The 17,457-nt window shown below is 45.2% G+C and carries 15 protein-coding genes; 6 read left to right on the top strand and 9 right to left on the bottom strand.

All coding sequences use genetic code 11. The annotated features are described in order from the left end of the window. Positions 1 to 45: 45 nt before the first annotated feature. Entirely contained in the window at positions 46 to 396 is a 351-nt protein-coding gene (locus tag Q0307_RS02680) for a LuxR C-terminal-related transcriptional regulator (RefSeq protein ID WP_298656085.1), read from the top strand. Positions 397 to 509: 113 nt separating this feature from the next. Here Q0307_RS02680 and Q0307_RS02675 read toward each other — a convergent pair whose 3' ends face one another. The 7 genes from Q0307_RS02675 to ileS form a co-directional block, all read right to left on the bottom strand. Next, the gene (locus Q0307_RS02675) at positions 510 to 1,697 is read right to left on the bottom strand and encodes an ABC transporter substrate-binding protein (RefSeq protein WP_298656082.1); all 1,188 of its coding nucleotides are present in this window, start codon (positions 1,695 to 1,697) and stop codon (positions 510 to 512) included. Between the two features lie 27 nt (positions 1,698 to 1,724). After that, entirely contained in the window at positions 1,725 to 3,116 is a 1,392-nt protein-coding gene (locus Q0307_RS02670) for a branched-chain amino acid ABC transporter permease (RefSeq protein ID WP_298656079.1), read from the bottom strand. Continuing rightward, positions 3,113 to 4,126 (bottom strand): branched-chain amino acid ABC transporter permease, encoded by a 1,014-nt coding sequence (locus tag Q0307_RS02665; RefSeq protein ID WP_298656075.1) that lies wholly within the window; start codon positions 4,124 to 4,126, stop codon positions 3,113 to 3,115. Before Q0307_RS02665 ends, Q0307_RS02670 begins: the two co-directional genes overlap by 4 nt. 2 nt (positions 4,127 to 4,128) lie before the next feature. Continuing rightward, entirely contained in the window at positions 4,129 to 4,836 is a 708-nt protein-coding gene (locus Q0307_RS02660; RefSeq protein ID WP_298656072.1) for an ABC transporter ATP-binding protein, read from the bottom strand. Then, the gene (locus Q0307_RS02655; protein ID WP_298656068.1) at positions 4,833 to 5,627 is read right to left on the bottom strand and encodes an ABC transporter ATP-binding protein; all 795 of its coding nucleotides are present in this window, start codon (positions 5,625 to 5,627) and stop codon (positions 4,833 to 4,835) included. Before Q0307_RS02655 ends, Q0307_RS02660 begins: the two co-directional genes overlap by 4 nt. A gap of 175 nt (positions 5,628 to 5,802) precedes the next feature. Further along, positions 5,803 to 6,333, bottom strand: a complete 531-nt coding sequence (lspA, locus tag Q0307_RS02650) for a signal peptidase II (RefSeq protein WP_298656400.1) — start codon at positions 6,331 to 6,333, stop codon at positions 5,803 to 5,805. Continuing rightward, entirely contained in the window at positions 6,326 to 9,133 is a 2,808-nt protein-coding gene (gene ileS, locus Q0307_RS02645; protein WP_298656065.1) for an isoleucine--tRNA ligase, read from the bottom strand. The genes lspA and ileS overlap by 8 nt, the downstream gene beginning before the upstream one ends. Positions 9,134 to 9,343: 210 nt before the next feature. Here ileS and Q0307_RS02640 point away from each other — a divergent pair, with 210 nt between their 5' ends. The 5 genes from Q0307_RS02640 to hflX all read left to right on the top strand — a co-directional run bounded on the left by Q0307_RS02640 (position 9,344) and on the right by hflX (position 15,513). Continuing rightward, on the top strand, positions 9,344 to 11,044 hold the full coding sequence (locus Q0307_RS02640; RefSeq protein WP_298656062.1) for a S1C family serine protease: 1,701 nt from the start codon (positions 9,344 to 9,346) through the stop codon (positions 11,042 to 11,044). Next, positions 11,044 to 12,909, top strand: a complete 1,866-nt coding sequence (gene mutL, locus Q0307_RS02635) for a DNA mismatch repair endonuclease MutL (protein ID WP_298656058.1) — start codon at positions 11,044 to 11,046, stop codon at positions 12,907 to 12,909. Before Q0307_RS02640 ends, mutL begins: the two co-directional genes overlap by 1 nt. Continuing rightward, a complete protein-coding gene (gene miaA, locus Q0307_RS02630) occupies positions 12,910 to 13,845 on the top strand; it encodes a tRNA (adenosine(37)-N6)-dimethylallyltransferase MiaA (RefSeq protein ID WP_298656055.1) in 936 nt (311 codons plus the stop codon). A 145-nt stretch (positions 13,846 to 13,990) separates the two neighbouring features. Further along, positions 13,991 to 14,218, top strand: a complete 228-nt coding sequence (gene hfq, locus Q0307_RS02625) for an RNA chaperone Hfq (protein ID WP_298610930.1) — start codon at positions 13,991 to 13,993, stop codon at positions 14,216 to 14,218. 8 nt (positions 14,219 to 14,226) lie between these two features. Continuing rightward, positions 14,227 to 15,513, top strand: a complete 1,287-nt coding sequence (gene hflX / locus Q0307_RS02620; RefSeq protein WP_298656052.1) for a ribosome rescue GTPase HflX — start codon at positions 14,227 to 14,229, stop codon at positions 15,511 to 15,513. A 23-nt stretch (positions 15,514 to 15,536) separates the two neighbouring features. Here hflX and rho read toward each other — a convergent pair whose 3' ends face one another. Together rho and trxA are read right to left on the bottom strand one after the other, a co-directional pair. Beyond that, positions 15,537 to 16,796: a transcription termination factor Rho gene (gene rho, locus Q0307_RS02615; protein WP_298610928.1), complete on the bottom strand. Its 1,260-nt coding sequence runs from the start codon at positions 16,794 to 16,796 to the stop codon at positions 15,537 to 15,539. A 277-nt stretch (positions 16,797 to 17,073) separates the two neighbouring features. Continuing rightward, positions 17,074 to 17,400, bottom strand: a complete 327-nt coding sequence (trxA, locus tag Q0307_RS02610; protein ID WP_298656049.1) for a thioredoxin TrxA — start codon at positions 17,398 to 17,400, stop codon at positions 17,074 to 17,076. Positions 17,401 to 17,457 lie beyond the last annotated feature (57 nt).

Raw genomic sequence — 17,457 nt, 5'->3', positions numbered from 1 at the left:
CTTAAGTAAGCAGGGTGGATAACCATCAGCGAGGGATCCATGAAGATGACAGCAACTCAGACTGGGTGTGATATTGACACTGCTTTTGCACAGATCAGTGGTAGCCCCCTGCATTATGACTCTATACTGAGTAGCAACCTTGGTCTGCAGCAAGCCCTACAGCTTTTATCAGATCGGGTGAAACTGACTGAGGCAGAACTTAATGTCTTGGAATGTTTTGCTTGTGGTGCTGGATTAAGGCAGATTGCCGCGAGTCGACAGCGTTCGTACACCACGATTCGCAATCAATTTCAGGCCATTTTAGAAAAAACGGGCTGCCAAAGCCAAACAGACTTGCTGCGTATGCTTTTAGGTTTATCTTATTTACTTACAGCAAACGCTTGTAACTCTGCCTAGTTTTTCTAGCACACTTAGTAGATCAAAACCGTTCCAGAATTTTCTAACTAAAAAACTGAGCATAAAAAAGGGCGAGACTAGCTCACCCTTTTTAACATCAAATTCGTAGCAGTTTAGTGAATCTTAATAGACTCGAACTTACCACCTTTGATTTCCATTTCACGATAGGAGCCGGGTACATCACCCGCATCATCAAACTCCACATTGGTTGCACCGACGTAATCGACATCTTTGCCTTCAGCAATCAGTTTTAAGCCTTTCGCTAATTCACCAGGAAGGACTTTCTCGCCCGGAGCATTGGCCACGTCTTTAATCTTCGCTTGAATCGCAGCACGATCCGTTGATTTAGCAGCTTGCATGGCTAAAGAAATCAGCGCCGCTGCATCATAAGATTCGCCACGATAAGGGCCACCTTTTGGATCGATTTTTGCACCTTCCGCAATTTTGTTCCAAGCATCAGCGCCTTCGTATTCACCGCCTGCCATCGTACCAAAAGAGCCTTCAATCTTTGCACCTAAATCAGCGGCAAACTTCTCACCTACCATGCCGTCCGCTAAGATAAAGCGCTTGTAAGCACCGGTATCTAAAGCATTTTGGACGATGCCTTTACCACCTTGATCCAGATAACCAAACACGACTAAATCTTTTGCACCTGAAGCGGCTAAAGCAGCCACTTCGGCTGCATAGTCGGCTTTACCATCTTCATGCGCCGCGTTAATGGCAATTTTGCCACCTAGCTTTTCATAAGATTTAGAGAAGGATTCGCTCAGACCTTTACCGTAGTCGTTATTCGTATAGGTAATAGCGACTTCATTGATACCGCGATCCTTAACGATTTGTGCTAAGACTTCACCTTGCCGAGCATCCGATGGGGCGGTACGGAAGAAGAAACCTTTATCAGCAATCGTAGTTAAAGCGGGAGAAGTAGCCGAAGGAGAAATCGCTAATACGCCATTCGGTGCAGCCACATTATTCACCACTGCGGTGGTTTCACCTGAGCAAGAAGCACCTACCAGCGCAACGACTTTCTCAGAGGTCACTAAGCGCTCAGCCGCCGCAGTAGCAGCCGCAGCATCGACGCAAGATGAGTCAGAACGAGTAACAACGATTTTTTTACCGTCTAATAAAGCGCCAGAGTCAGATACTTCTTTGAAGGCTAACTCAGCAGAAGCAGCCATATTCGGGGTTAAAGATTCGATGGGACCCGTGAAGCCCATTAAAACGCCAACTTTTACATCATCAGCGACCGCAACACCCGTCAGGCTTGCCATAATCGCAGTTGCTAACAGTAATTTTTTCATGTGTGTTCTCCTCATTATCAATCAAGCTTACCTGTTTTGCTCAGGCAAAAGTCCCCATGGGCTAAAGCGCATCACCAACAGTAATACCGCCCCCATAATAATCACCCGCATGTATTGCGCGCTATCTAATAAATGCTTGCGCAATCCACTGCCATCTCCCATCCATGAGGTTAAAGCATCCATTAACCAAAAACCAACTGGCTCCGCCTCGACCCAAATCAACCAAACTAAGAAACCACCTAAAACTGCACCCAAATTATTACCAGAACCCCCAACAATCACCATTACCCAAATCAAAAAGGTAAAACGTAAGGGACTATAAGAACCCGGCGTAAATTGTCCATCTAAAGTCGCGAGCATTGCACCTGCAATCCCGACCACTGCAGAACCTAAAATAAAGATCTGCAAATGCCGCCCAGTAACATCCTTACCCATGGCACCAGCAGCGACTTCATTATCCCGAATCGCACGTACCATCCGCCCCCAAGGCGAATCTAAGGCCAAGACACACAATTGCAAGATAATAATTAGCACTAAAGCAAATAGGCCGGTGTAGCAGAGCTTGACGAAAATACTGGCACTGTCCACCACTAGTGTCTGTAAGACCGCAGCTTGGTCAGTCGAGTTCAATCCCATTAAACTACCTGAGTTTAAACGCTCCACTAAATTGATAAACCAAGGAGCTTGCTGTAGTTCTAATTCATAAGGTACCGGGCGCGGTAAGCCCGTGACGTTCTTCACCCCACGAGTCAGCCAGTCTTCATTACGCATCACTGCCACTAAAATCTCAGAAATACCTAAAGTAGCAATCGCTAAATAATCCGAGCGCAGACCTAAGGCAATTTTACCAATTAACCACGCAGCCCCGGCTGCCAGTAAACCGCCTACGATCCAAGCGAAGACTACGGGTAAACCCAACCCCCCTAAATAACCCGTACTAGCTGGATTCACCGCTTCAATCGCAGCAACCCCCGGGTCAAGAACATAACGGCTAATCACGACGCCAACAAGGATGACTAAAGCAATCAACCAACCATGGAGACGTTTACCTTGTAATAATTTATGTACGAAAAGAGCCGCACTAATAGTGATCAGCATCGCTATTAATGCTAATAAAACACGCACTCCTCCTGCTTGCCACGCTTCTTTAACCGGTGGCATAGATACAATGATCATTGCTAAGCCACCTAAAGCCGCAAAGCCCATGATCCCGACATTAAACAATCCGGCATAACCCCATTGGATATTTACGCCAAGCGCCATAATCGCGGAAATAATGCATAAGTTCAGAATAGTAAGCGCTAAAGCCCAAGATTGGCTAACACCAATCAAAATTAATAAGCCTGCCATCACTAAAAAAGCGAGGCTGGCGCGAATCGTATTATTGTGAAGGGGCGCATTAGATGGACGCTGACTCATAGCACTTTCCCCTTAAAAATACCGGTTGGTTTAACCAATAGAACAATTACCAAAATCACAAACGACACCGCAAACTTATACTCCGTCGATAGAAGCTGGACTAAACCATCTGGTGCCATATCGGTAGGTAACACATAGGTGAGTACCTTTTTATAAGCATAAGTCACGATCACTTCAGAGAAAGCGATAATAAAACCACCGACAATCGCTCCAATCGGTTTACCAATTCCCCCGACAATGACTGCCGCAAAAATAGGCAAGAGCAAGTTGTAATAAGATAACGGTTTGTAGCCTTTGTCTAAGCCATATAAAACCCCCGCTACCGTGGCGAGGGCTGCCGTAATGATCCAAGTAATGCGTACAATTCGATCAGGATTAATCCCCGATAACAGGGCGAGATTTTCATTATCCGCATAAGCACGCATGGCTTTACCCGTCTTAGTACGTTGCAAGAACCAGAACAATCCCACGACAAGAATCACAGCAAGAATAATGGTGAGTGCCTGAGAAGTACGAATGACCAGTACCTCATCTAAACCCGACCAAGCCCGAAAAGCATCGGCAGTCAGAAAGAAACGCTCCCCATCTGCAAAGTTCTGATCATTCGGTCCAAGCAGTAAACGTACTAAGCCATTCATAATAAACATTACGCCTAGCGAAGCCATCACAAAGGTGATCGATTTACTACGCTTCGTTCGGTAATAGCGATACACATATCTATCTGTAGCCAATAGCAAAAGCGCAGTTACCAAAATCCCAATGGGCAAAGCTAATAAAGCGGTTGGCAAAAAGCCTAAAGAAACGCCCCACGACTGTAGTAGCCACGTGATCATAATCGTGATTACCGTACCAAAGGCCATCGTTTCGCCTTGGGCAAAATTGGAAAAGCGCAGCACACTATAAATCATGGTCACACCCAATGACCCCAAGGCTAATTGGCAACCATAAGTCAAGGCCGGCACAAACACGAAATTGGCGAAAACCACTAAAGCATTTAAGTAGTCCGTCATGCTTAGCCTCCTAAGAACGATTTGCGAACGATTGGATCAGCCAATAAAGTCTGCCCCGAGCCAGTATGCTTATTTTCGCCCATGACCAACACATAGCCACGATCAGCAATTTCTAAAGCTTGGCGCGCATTTTGTTCAACCATCAATACGGCCATGCCGGTCGATTTTACTTCTAGAATCCGGTCAAATAACTCATCCATAACAATGGGTGATACACCTGCAGTTGGCTCATCCAGCAGTAAGACCGTTGGTTTAGTCATCATGGCACGCCCAACAGCGACTTGTTGGCGTTGACCACCAGAAAGTTGACCTGCGAGCTGAAAACGTTTTTCTTTTAAAATCGGAAAGAGTTCGTAAATTTGATCGCGGGTATCGGTGAAATCATCATCGCGCAGAAAAGCCCCCATTTCTAAGTTTTCTTCTACGGTCATACTCACAAACACATTGTCAGTTTGTGGTACAAAAGCAATACCTTCACTAATTCGCGCTTGGGGTGCTAATTTAGTAATATCCCTGCCATCTAAAGTAACCTTGCCTTCCTTCAAATTGAGCAAGCCTAAAAATGACTTCATCGCAGTGGATTTACCCGCACCATTCGGGCCAACGATGACGGCTATTTCGCCCCTGTCGACACTAATATTGCAGCCATTGAGAATGCTGGGGCCACTACCATAACCACCAGTTAAGCCCTCCCCTACTAGATAAGTCATGCTGCCTCTCCGCTTTTCATCAAGCCCTTATTTTTCAAGCCGCGACCTAAATAGGCTTCAATGACCTTTTCATCATTTTTAACTTGCTCAGCCGTGCCCTGCATCAACACAGATCCCTCTGCAAGTACCACGACTGGATTGCACAAACGCGAGATAAAATCCATATCATGCTCAATCATGCAGAAGGTATAACCGCGGTCTTGATTCAAGCGCAGAATAGCATCACCAATCTCACCTAATAGGGTACGATTTACACCCGCACCGACTTCATCTAGCAAGACCACTCGTGCATCCACCATCATGGTGCGTCCAATTTCAATTAGCTTTTTCTGCCCACCGGAGAGATTCCCTGCTTTTTCGTGCATTACATGTGAAATCTTCAAGAAGCGAATCACGTCCTCGGCGCGTTCACGAACCTGCTCTTCTTGCTCGCGGATTTTTTTGCGATGAAACCAAGTATTCCAAATATTTTCACCCAATTGCCCTGAAGGAACCATCATGAGATTCTCCAGAACACTCATACTGGAAAATTCGTGAGCAATTTGGAAAGTTCTAAGTAAACCCTTATGAAACAGTTGGTGCGGCTTTAAACCTGTAACATCATTACCATCAAGGAAAATTTGCCCAGAAGTGGGCGGATATAGACCAGCAATTAGATTAAATAAGGTAGATTTTCCCGCTCCATTCGGGCCAATCAAGCCTGTAATAGACCCTGCCTCTATCGTAAGAGTCGCATGATTGACAGCCTTCAAGCCACCAAAATGCTTAGATACATCTCGAACCTCAATCACACTTTACTCCTCCGCTTTTAAGTCGGTGAAGAACCTGAGCTTTCTTCACCAACAACACTCAATTGCTCAATCTTGTGCTCTCCCCACAAGATTTAATATATTTCAAATTTCAAATATTTAACTCTAAAACACTTTCTTAGACTAGTCAAAAACTTAAAAAATCGAAACTAGAGATCTATTCCATTCGATCCGAAGCAAATAAGCTCATCAAAACCAAAATAGCAGCGCCTAAAGTAATCGCAATATCTGCTACGTTGAAAGTAGCAAAACGATAATTCTCCATTACAAAAGGAATGTCAAAATAAATATCAATGAAATCAATTACTTTTCCATAAAGCAGCCGATCAATTAAATTACCAACTGCCCCACCCACTACTAAAACCAAACCTAATGCTGTCCAATTACGTCCCTTCGACAGTTTGCGTAACCAATTGATAATAAATAGCACTACCACAATGGCTAAGCCCGCAAAAAACCAACGCTGCCAGCCGCCTTGTCCACCTAAAAAGCTAAAGGCAGCACCATAGTTGTAAGCTAGGGTAAAATTAAAATGCGGGAAAATTTGATAAGGCACACCGAACTCTAGATTGGCTTCCGCCATCCATTTAGTTAGCTGATCGATTGCGACCACAACTGCTGCAATCCATAACCAAGACAACATGCCACGGCGCTCATCAATACGCGATAAAGATCGAAAACTACGCATACTCACGGCGCTCACCTGTGCCATCGACATTTTCAATACAACGCCCGCATAATTCTGGATGCTCTGCATGTGTGCCTACATCGGCTACATGATGCCAGCAACGGGTACATTTGAGCGCACTAGAAGCACTCGCTGAACCTGCCAAACCCTCCAGCCAAGACTCAGCTATATCTGCAGCAGCTCCCTGATGCAAACGCGCCGCTGAAGTCAGCAGCACAAACTTCAACTCATCACCGAGTTTCACCAAAGATTTCACCTGATCATTGTCTGCAGCATAATACAAATCGACTTCTGCTTCTAAGCTAGAACCAATCTTGCCTGCCACACGCAAATTTTCGAGCTGCTTGCTCACGGCCTCACGCACTGCAAAAATATGTTCCCAATCACTCGCAGAGACTTTATCACTCGCATCTAGAGGAAATAAGCCATCGTACCACTGCATGAACAGCACATATTTTTCGGTTTCACCGGGTAGATATTGCAGGATTTCTTCCGCAGTAAAACTCAAAATTGGGCACATCCAACGCAACATGGCACGCAAAATGTGCCACGCTGCAGTTTGTGCTGAGCGCCGCCCAAGGCTATTCGCCTGCATAGTATACTGGCGATCTTTAGTGATATGCAGAAATAGACTACTCATTTCCACCGCGCAGAAACGTTGAATCTCCTGCGATACTAAATGGAATTGGTAACGGTCATATGCTGCAATAATGCGCTGCTGCGACTGATGAGCCTGATCTACCGCCCAACGATCTAAAGCCAGCATCTCCTGTGGAGCCACCACATCTTTAGCCGGATCAAAATCCCCCAAATTCGCCAATAAGAAGCGCGCAGTATTGCGAATGCGCCGATAAGCTTCTGTATTACGCTTAAGGATTTCATCTGAGAGCGTCATTTCACGGCTGTAATCGGCAGAAGCAATCCACAGACGTAAAATATCCGCACCCAGCTTATTCATAATATCCTGCGGCTCGATGCCATTGCCTTTCGACTTGGACATCTTTTCGCCTTTCGCATCCACGGTAAAGCCGTGGGTCAAGACGGCCTTATACGGAGCAAAGCCATGCATCGCAACCGAGGTTAGAATTGAGGAATGAAACCAGCCTCGATGTTGATCTGAACCTTCTAAATACATATCAGCCGGAAACTGTAAATCGGCACGCGTCTCTAGCACTGAAAAGTGGGTCGTTCCTGAGTCAAACCACACATCAAGGGTATCGGGTACTTTGGTATAATGCTCCGCCTCTGCACCTAGCACTTCAGCTTTATCTAAAGCAAACCATGCATCAATCCCGCCTTTTTCAATCCGTTGCGCAACTTCTTCAATGAGCGCTTCGGTATTCGGATGCAATTCACCAGTTTCTCTATGAATAAACAATGCAATCGGCACGCCCCAAGTACGTTGGCGTGAGATACACCAATCAGGGCGATTCGCAATCATGCCTTCAATCCGTGCTTGCCCCCAATCAGGAACCCATTGTACTTTTTGGATAGAATCTAAAGTTTGCTGACGTAAACCCAACTTATCCATACTCACAAACCATTGCGGAGTAGCGCGGAAAATCAAGGGGGTTTTATGCCGCCAACAATGCGGATAGCTGTGCTTGAATTTGCTAGACGCTAATAAGCTGCCATGCTCTTTCAGCACTTCAATCACATGCGGATTAACCTTGTGTACCGACTCACCCGCAAAATATTGAATACTGGGCTGGAAACTACCGTCATCTAATAAAGGATTGCCGACTGGCAAACCATAACGCTGCCCCACTACAAAGTCTTCCTGACCATGTGCAGGCGCAGTATGCACAGCACCTGTACCTGCATCGAGTGTTACATGCTCACCCAAAATGATAGGTACTTGTTTATCCAAGAAAGGATGTTGCAGCATGAAGCCTTCTAGCTCAGCACCTTTTGCGGTGGCTAGAATTTGGTGATTTTCAATGCTCGCACGTTTCACCACATCGGCTAATAAACCCTCTGCCACGATGATACGTTCAACACCTGCTTGCACCACTACATAATCTAGCTCAGCATTTAAGGCGACCGCTTCATTGGAAGGTAGAGTCCACGGTGTAGTCGTCCAGATAATAACGCTCGCTTTACCCTCACCTTTCGCATTAGGTAATTTAGCCAGCAAAGTAGGCTCGTCTACTACAGAAAAACGTACATCAATTGAGTAGGATTGCTTGTCCTCGTATTCAACTTCTGCCTCTGCTAAAGCTGAACCACAGTCAGTACACCAATGCACTGGCTTTGCGCCCTTGTACATATGCCCACTGAGAGCAATCTTACCTAAGGCACGCACAATTCCCGCTTCGGTATGGAAATTCATGGTGAGATAGGGATTTTCCCAATCACCAAGTACACCCAAGCGCTTAAAATCGCGGCGCTGAATCTCGATTTGCTCCGTTGCAAATTGGCGGCAAGTTTTACGGAATTCAGCGGCATCTACCTTCACACCTACACGCCCGATCATGTCTTCAACTTTCTTCTCAATCGGCAAACCGTGGCAATCCCAGCCCGGTACATAAGGGGCATCAAAACCAGCCATCGTGCGACTTTTTACAATAATATCTTTAAGGATTTTATTGACCGCATGGCCTAAATGAATCGATCCATTCGCATACGGAGGGCCATCGTGCAGAATGAATTTAGGTCTACCGAGTGCTTTTTGGCGTAGTTGGTGGTACAGGTCAGCTTGTTCCCACTGCTTTAGCATCTCAGGCTCACGCTTGGCCAAATCCCCCCGCATTGGAAACTCGGTGGTTGGCAAATTGAGCGTATGCTTATAATCCGTCATCGTGCAATCCTATTGATGTTGTTGACTCTGCAGGCATAATCGGCGAAGAATACCAAGTTTTTACATAAAAACCGATAGGGTTAATGCATGGCAAGCTCTTTCCATGCAAAATGCTCCAGGGGCAATGGATCATTAACCTTTTTACTCAGTATTACAACGAATTACCAAGGGCTATTTATCTTGGTAGAAAACCTCTCAGGAATTACTCTAATGAACTACATAACCAATACCTTGGGTTTGATGCTATTAACAATGGGGCTTAGCGTTTCTACTCAAGTCTTAGCAGAAAAAGTGGGTGAGCCAGTAGCACCTGTGATCACTAACAAAAAAACAGACACCGCCGAAACAGTACCTGAGACAGAACGGCCTGAAGTGGCGGCTGGTACTAATTTCATTACACGTACAGCGCCATTACCTTCTAATGAAGGCCGCGATGCGATTAAAGATGCGGTAGTACATGTGTATGTGGTCAAGCATAGTTACAATGCACTAGCACCTTGGAATTCAGATACCCAGAAAGGCTCTGGATCTGGCTTAATTATCAAAGGGGGGTTAGTGCTAACTAACGCACATGTGGCTGCAGACTCCACCTTCCTTGAAGTGCAACGCCACGGTGAAACAAAGCGCTATGAAGCTGAAGTGGTTTATATTTCTCATGAAGCCGATTTAGCCTTACTACGCACCAAAGAAGTAAATATTTTCAATGAGGTTAAGCCCTTAGAATTAGGCGATTTACCACAAACTCAACAAGAAGTTGAAGTTTATGGCTTTCCGATTGGTGGAACCACCTTGAGTATTACCCGTGGGGTCGTATCACGAATTGAAAAGCAAAACTATGCGCATACGGATGAAAACTTAATTGCGGTACAAATCGATGCAGCGATCAACTTTGGGAATAGCGGCGGCCCAGTGATTTCTAATGGCAAAGTCGTGGGTGTAGCGATGCAATCCGGCTTCTTCACGGAAAACATTGGTTATATGATCCCAACACCGATCATTCAGCACTTTTTGAAAGATGTTGAGGATGGCAAAACCCAAGGCTTTGGTTTTCCGGGCTTTTTAGTGCAATCGATGGAAAATCCAGCCATGCGCCGTAAATACAGTGTGGATGATAACCAAACTGGTGTACTCGCTCATAAGATTTACCCTGACTCACCCGCAGATGGCATTATGAAAGTAGGCGATATTATCACCAAGATTGATGGTCATCAGATTCAAAATAACGGTACAGTTGAATTCCGCCCTGGTGAATACTTGAACTACACCCATTGGGTTGATCTACATCAGCTTGGTGATGAAATTAAGTTCAACATTATTCGTGATGACAAGCCGATGGAAGTTTCTCTAAGGCTAGATCGTCCGGGTAAAGAGTTCTTATTAGTTCAACCAAATCAGTATGATAAACAGCCTACCTATTATATTTATGGTGGCTTTGTATTCATGCCATTGAATCAGAACATTTTAGGAGGTATGGATCCTGTACCACCCACACTAGCTGCTCTAGCTCAAGAAGCACCCAGTGCAGAACGTAAAGAAGTGATTCTGATGACCCAAGTACTACCGGCAGATATTAATAAAGACTACCACCACGACAACAATTTGATTATTCAGAAAGTCAATGGCGAAGCAGTGTCAAATTTCAAAACCTTCTATCAAAAAATGCAAACGGCGAGCAGCCCTTTTATTGTGTTAGAAACGGATGATGGCTACCAAGTAGTGATTGATCGTACTGAAGCAACAACTAAACAACCGAGCATTTTGGCGCGTTATGGAATTAGTACTGATCGTTCTAAAGACTTATTACCAGATGCTCTGAATGCTACTCCCACGGTTGCAGGCTCTGCACCAGCAGAAGCTGAAACTAGTGTGCCAACTTCTCCACCTACGACTGTAAAGGTATCGCCGATCTAATGCCCATCCGCCTGTTGCCCGATCACCTCATCAATCAAATCGCCGCTGGTGAGGTGGTCGAGCGGCCAGCGTCCGTGGTAAAAGAATTACTCGAAAATGCGATTGATGCTGGTGCTTCACGCATTGACATTGATTTAGAACTTGGCGGGATTAAGCGAATTCGGATTCGGGATAACGGTTGCGGCATTCCTAAAGAAGAATTAGTCTTAGCCCTTAGTCGCCATGCCACTAGCAAAATCAGTAGTCTCGAAGATTTAGAGCAAGTCCGTAGCCTTGGCTTTCGCGGTGAAGCACTACCCAGTATCGGATCAGTCGCACGCCTCACCTTGAGTTCCTGCCATCAAGAAGCCGAACAGGCTTGGAGTTTACAAGCTAATCCGTTTCAGCAAGCACCTGAACCGATTGCACACCCCACAGGCACTACAGTAGATGTACGGGATTTATTCTTTAATGTGCCTGCACGCCGCAAATTTCTAAAAACCGAAAAAACTGAATTAAGCCATGTTGAAGAAACAGTACGCAAAATTGCGCTCAGTCGCTTTGATATTAGTTTCTACCTGCGGCATAACCAAAAGCCTGTATTTCAACTCAATAGCGCTCAAAACCGTGTTGCTTCGGAACGACGTTTGGCTGAAATTTGTGGCGAACCCTTTATTCAACAAAGTCATTATCTGGAATATGAAGCTTCCGGTTTACGTCTATGGGGTTGGGTTGCTTTACCGACTTTTTCGCGCTCTCAAGCAGATTTACAGTATTTCTATGTCAATAATCGTGCGGTGCGTGACCGCTTAATTGCGCATGCAGTACGGCAAGCCTACCAAGATGTGCTTTATCATGGTCGTCACCCTGCGTTTGTGCTCTATCTAGACATGGATCCGCAATTAGTGGATGTGAATGCACATCCCGCTAAGCATGAAGTGCGCTTCCGTGAAGGCCGCTTAATTCATGATTTTATATTCCACACACTCCATCAAGCCCTAGCTGAAGTTCGCCCGAGCACCGAAACCGCCAGTCCTGCACATTTTCCGACTTATGTGCAGCCTTTAGCTCGCCCAGATATGTTTGAAGCACCTGCAAGCTCAGTAGAGAATAGTTTTGATACAAGTTTTAATAAAGCTGCTTTTCCAGCCAATTACAGCTATCAACAGCCTCGCCTAGGCCTACCCGTACGTGAAAGCCTACCGATTTATGCCAAACTTTATGGGCAAACTGAAGATAATACTAAAAATATTACTACCCCTTTAGTGCCTACTGCTTCGGATGAAATAAGCCACGAAGATATTCCCCCTTTGGGCTATGCTCTTGCTCAACTGCATGGCGTCTACGTACTAGCGCAAAATGTGCACGGTTTAGTATTAGTTGATATGCATGCAGCGCATGAGCGAATTACTTATGAGCAGTTAAAAATTAGCATGCAATCCGACTCGATTCGCTCACAACCTTTACTAGTGCCACAGGCTATACACGTCAGTCGACGTGAAGCAGATCAAGCGGAAGCTCAAGCACATGTGTTTCAAGCACTCGGCTTTGAATTAAGCCGGATAGGTTTAGAGCAACTGGCGATTCGCGCTGTACCCAGTTTATTAAAAGATTCCAATACAGAAAACTTAGTGCGCGATGTGCTGGCTGATCTCATTACTTATGGCAGCAGCCAGCGGATTCAAAATGCTATGAATGAAATTTTGGGAACAATGGCTTGTCATGGGTCAGTGCGTGCCAATCGTCACCTAACGATTCCAGAGATGAATGCTTTATTACGCGCTATGGAGCGCACGGAGCGTAGCGGACAATGTAATCATGGTCGGCCTACTTGGCTGCAAATGAGTATGGAGCAGATCGACAAACTATTTATGCGCGGACAATAAATGCAGCAGCAACCCAAAGCGATTTTTTTAATGGGGCCAACAGGTACAGGCAAAACTGATTTAGCCGTTGCTATTCGTCAACAGTTGCCCGTTGAAATTATTAGTGTCGACTCTGCGCTCGTTTATAAAAGCATGGATATCGGTACTGCTAAACCCGATGCTGAAACTTTAAAACAAGCGCCTCATCGCTTAATTGATTTTCTCGACCCTAAACAAGCTTATTCTGCTGCGGATTTTCGTGAAGATGCTTTGCGTGAAATGGCTGAAATTACTGCCAGTGGACGTATTCCCCTATTAGTCGGTGGAACCATGCTTTATTTTCGAGCGCTAGAGCTGGGTTTGTCCGAACTGCCATCTGCCGACCCTACTATTCGTGCACGCTTAGTGCAAGAAGCCGCTGAACTAGGTTGGACAGCTTTGCATCAACGCTTACAACATATTGACCCTGAAGCTGCAGCAAGAATTCATCCTAATGATCCGCAACGCTTACAACGTGCTTTAGAGGTTTATGAATTAACTGGGCAAAATTTGACTACACTTCAAGCCAGTCTGCGTTTTGAAACCTGCCCTTATCAGCTCTTAAAAATAGCCTTAGTTCCAGAACATCGAACTTGGTTGCACGAGCGCCTTGAGCAACGTTTTGATAAAATGTTGGATTTAGGCTTAGTGCTGGAGGTTGAACAACTTTATGCACGTCCTGAGCTAAATAATAGTTTACCGGCGATTCGTGCGGTCGGTTATCGGCAGGTTTGGGACTATTTAGATGGAAAAATAGACTATAATCTAATGCGTAATCGTGCTATCGTGGCAACGAGGCAGCTTGCGAAGCGTCAGATGACGTGGCTCCGCTCGGATCAGGGTTTGAGCCTTTATAATGCTGAGAATTACCACCTTTCATCGGTCATCATGAACATTTCGACGTTTATTAGCGGATAAACGGAGATGTCCGATAAATAGGTGTTTTTACAAATGTGTGAAGCTGGTAGGCTCTTAACCTGTCGATCAAAGAATCGGCGGGGCTGCGTGAATTCCAGACCACTAATAACCACAAACCCAAAATATACTTTTTAGGAGAAACCCAATGTCGAAAGGGCACACTTTACAAGAACCCTTCCTCAACGCACTGAGAAAGGAACGGATTCCAGTCTCTATTTATTTGGTTAATGGCATCAAGCTGCAAGGCCATGTGGAGTCTTTTGACCAATTTGTTGTTTTATTGGGTAATACAGTCAGCCAACTAGTTTATAAACATGCTATTTCAACGATTGTTCCAGCACGCCCCATTAAACTCAACTTAGCTGCTGAATAAATTTTATCTTGGAATTATTTGAACGCCCAACCGCAGGCGAGAATGCGGTTCTGGTTCAGATAAATTTTAAGACTGACGACATCCCGCACGATGAACAAGAGTTCAAAGAGCTAGTTCGTTCGGCTGGTGCCCAGATCGTGCATCTGGTCACTGGTTCTAGACAGCGTCCTGACTCACGTTATTTTGTGGGTGAAGGCAAAGCGGAAGAAATTCGTGATTATGTACGCGATTTACAAGCTAATTTAGTTGTTTTTGACCATTCCCTAACCCCTGCGCAAGAGCGTAATTTAGAGCGCTTATTTGAGTGTCGCGTGGTAGATCGCACTGGATTAATCCTCGATATCTTCGCCCAGCGTGCTCGCAGCCATGATGGCAAGTTGCAGGTTGAACTTGCACAACTAAAACACATGTCAACTCGCCTCGTGCGTGGTTGGACTCACCTTGAACGGCAAAAAGGTGGAATTGGTTTGCGCGGCCCGGGTGAAACACAATTAGAAACCGACCGCCGCTTACTCGCTGTACGTATCAAGCAAATTAATAAGAAGCTCGAAAAAGTTCAAAACCAGCGTGAGCAAGGTCGTCAATCACGTAAGAAAGCAGAAATCCCCACGGTTTCCTTAGTTGGTTATACTAATGCTGGTAAATCCACTTTATTCAATGCCTTAACTCAAGCGGGGGTATATGCGGCTGATCAGTTGTTCGCAACCCTTGACCCTACGCTACGCAGTATTACCCTCCCCAATCAACAAGAAATTATCCTAGTTGATACAGTTGGATTTATTAGACATTTACCGCATGATTTAGTTGCTGCCTTTCGCTCCACCTTACAGGAAACGGCTGAGGCTGATTTACTCCTGCATGTCATCGATAGTCATGATGAGCAGCGCGATTTATATCGCGAGCAAGTCAATAATGTCATTGCAGAAATTGGCGCAGAAACCGTACCGCAGATCGAAATCATGAATAAAATCGACCTCACCCAACATTCACCCGGAGTTCAGGAAGGTAATGGTTTACATGCAACGACTGCTTGGGTCTCTGCACAAACCGGTGCTGGCTTAGAGCAGCTACTAGAATATCTAGGCAATTATTTCGCCCAACAAACCTTTCGTGGCACATTACGTTTATTACCTAGTCAAGGTCGTTTGCGTGCCCAACTCTATGCGGATAAAGCGATCCAAACTGAAAGCATTGGAGAAGAAGGTGAGTATTTGCTAGATTTAGTGATTGACCAGCGGAAATTGAAAAGTTATTTAAATGAGGCTGGTTTAGTATTAGAAGCAGTAGCCGTTTAACAACTACCGCTTCGCCTCACACTTTAGCCGCGCTTCATCACATCAAAAAACTCATTATTTGTTTTGGTTTTTGAAAGCTTATCAAAGAGCAATTCCATTGCATCCAGTTCATCCATGCTGTGCAGGAACTTACGCAAGATCCATAAGGACTGCAGTTCTTCTGGCGTCGTCAGCAATTCTTCACGACGTGTACCAGAGCGATTGATATTGATTGCAGGGAATACGCGCTTTTCAGCGATACGTCGATCCAAGTGAATCTCCATATTGCCCGTGCCCTTGAATTCTTCATAGATCACATCATCCATTTTCGAGCCAGTATCGATCAGAGCTGTGGCAATAATTGTTAAACTACCACCCTCCTCGATGTTCCGAGCAGCCCCGAAGAAACGCTTCGGACGATGCAAAGCACTGGCATCCACACCGCCAGTTAAAACCTTTCCAGAAGATGGAACCACGGTGTTATAAGCGCGTGCCAAGCGTGTGATTGAATCCAGCAGAATGACCACATCACGCTTATGCTCAACTAAGCGTTTGGCTTTTTCAATTACCATATCAGCCAATTGCACATGCCGAGTAGCAGGTTCGTCAAAGGTAGAAGAAACCACTTCACCTTGTACCATGCGCGCCATCTCGGTTACTTCCTCAGGGCGCTCATCGACTAGCATGACGATTAAATAGCACTCTGGATAGTTGGAGGTAATACTTTGCGCAATATTTTGCAGCATTAAAGTTTTACCACCTTTGGGTGGAGCAATGATCAGACCACGCTGTCCTTTACCAAACGGAGCCACTAAATCAATAACACGCGCAGTGATATCTTCACGGCTACCATTACCACGCTCCATACGCATACGAGAATCGGGATGGAGCGGTGTAAGATTTTCAAAAAGAATTTTATTACGGGCTTGTTCAGGTGATTCGTAGTTGATCGTATCTACTTTGAGGAGAGCAAAGTAACGCTCATTATCCTTTGGTGGGCGAATTTTACCGGTAATGGTGTCACCCGTGCGTAAGCCGAAGCGGCGAATTTGGCTAGGCGACACATAAATATCGTCTGCACCCGCCACATAACTTGAATCTTGTGAGCGCAGGAAACCGAAACCATCTTGGAGGATTTCAAGTACCCCGTCGCCGTAAATATCTTCCCCGCTTTGCGCGTGGGTTTTGAGCATGGCGAAAATAATGTCTTGCTTGCGCACCCGGGAGATACTTTCCACTCCCATCGCGAGCGCTTGCTCATATAGTTCAGCAGTTGGTTTTTTCTTTAATTCAGATAGGTTCATAGGAAGGTTAATTCACCAGCGGAAGATTAAATTGATGGAAATAATGTCCTCGACTTGCATGCGTCAAGATGACTGAATCGATTCAATGACTAAGCAATGATTTCTTCGGGAGTTTTAACTCGAGAATAAAATACGACCAAGGCTTTAAGGAAATGAAACCAGAGTTGGATTCACTACAAATAAAATTAGCACGGAGTTTAAACTTAGTCCAGCAAAAAAATGAGATTTTGTGAGGCGATTGCGAATTTTTACAATCGCACTCCATCTAGCGTTTAGCTTAGAGATTTTGGTCAATAAAGGCAGCCAATTGGGACTTAGACAAAGCTCCCACTTTGGTTGCGGCTACTTCACCATTTTGAAATAACATTAAGGTCGGAATACCACGAATACCGTACTTCGGTGGGATGGACTGATTCTTATCAATATCCAATTTGGCTACTTTTAAGCGTCCTTGATATTCAGTAGCAACCTCTTCTAATAAAGGCGCAATCATTTTGCAGGGTCCGCACCACTCTGCCCAATAATCAACTAGAACAGGAAGGTCTGACTTCAGCACATCCTGTTCAAATGAAGCATCTGACAGGGATACAATATTTTCACTCACAGAACTTGTCTCCAATTTTTGGGATCGGGTTATAACATTATGACGCGACACTCAAGA

It is taken from the genome of uncultured Thiothrix sp. (genome assembly GCF_937873765.1).
Classification (GTDB): domain Bacteria; phylum Pseudomonadota; class Gammaproteobacteria; order Thiotrichales; family Thiotrichaceae; genus Thiolinea.
This window is presented reverse-complemented; position numbering and strand designations above follow the sequence as displayed.

Coding starts and splice junctions, on each gene's coding strand:
- Q0307_RS02680 (WP_298656085.1), top strand. CDS start 46: ATGACAGCAACTCAGACTGGGTGTGATATTGACACTGCTTTTGCACAG.
- Q0307_RS02675 (WP_298656082.1), bottom strand. CDS start 1,697: ATGAAAAAATTACTGTTAGCAACTGCGATTATGGCAAGCCTGACGGGT.
- Q0307_RS02670 (WP_298656079.1), bottom strand. CDS start 3,116: ATGAGTCAGCGTCCATCTAATGCGCCCCTTCACAATAATACGATTCGC.
- Q0307_RS02665 (WP_298656075.1), bottom strand. CDS start 4,126: ATGACGGACTACTTAAATGCTTTAGTGGTTTTCGCCAATTTCGTGTTT.
- Q0307_RS02660 (WP_298656072.1), bottom strand. CDS start 4,836: ATGACTTATCTAGTAGGGGAGGGCTTAACTGGTGGTTATGGTAGTGGC.
- lspA (WP_298656400.1), bottom strand. CDS start 6,333: ATGCGTAGTTTTCGATCTTTATCGCGTATTGATGAGCGCCGTGGCATG.
- ileS (WP_298656065.1), bottom strand. CDS start 9,133: ATGACGGATTATAAGCATACGCTCAATTTGCCAACCACCGAGTTTCCA.
- Q0307_RS02640 (WP_298656062.1), top strand. CDS start 9,344: ATGAACTACATAACCAATACCTTGGGTTTGATGCTATTAACAATGGGG.
- mutL (WP_298656058.1), top strand. CDS start 11,044: ATGCCCATCCGCCTGTTGCCCGATCACCTCATCAATCAAATCGCCGCT.
- miaA (WP_298656055.1), top strand. CDS start 12,910: ATGCAGCAGCAACCCAAAGCGATTTTTTTAATGGGGCCAACAGGTACA.
- hfq (WP_298610930.1), top strand. CDS start 13,991: ATGTCGAAAGGGCACACTTTACAAGAACCCTTCCTCAACGCACTGAGA.
- rho (WP_298610928.1), bottom strand. CDS start 16,796: ATGAACCTATCTGAATTAAAGAAAAAACCAACTGCTGAACTATATGAG.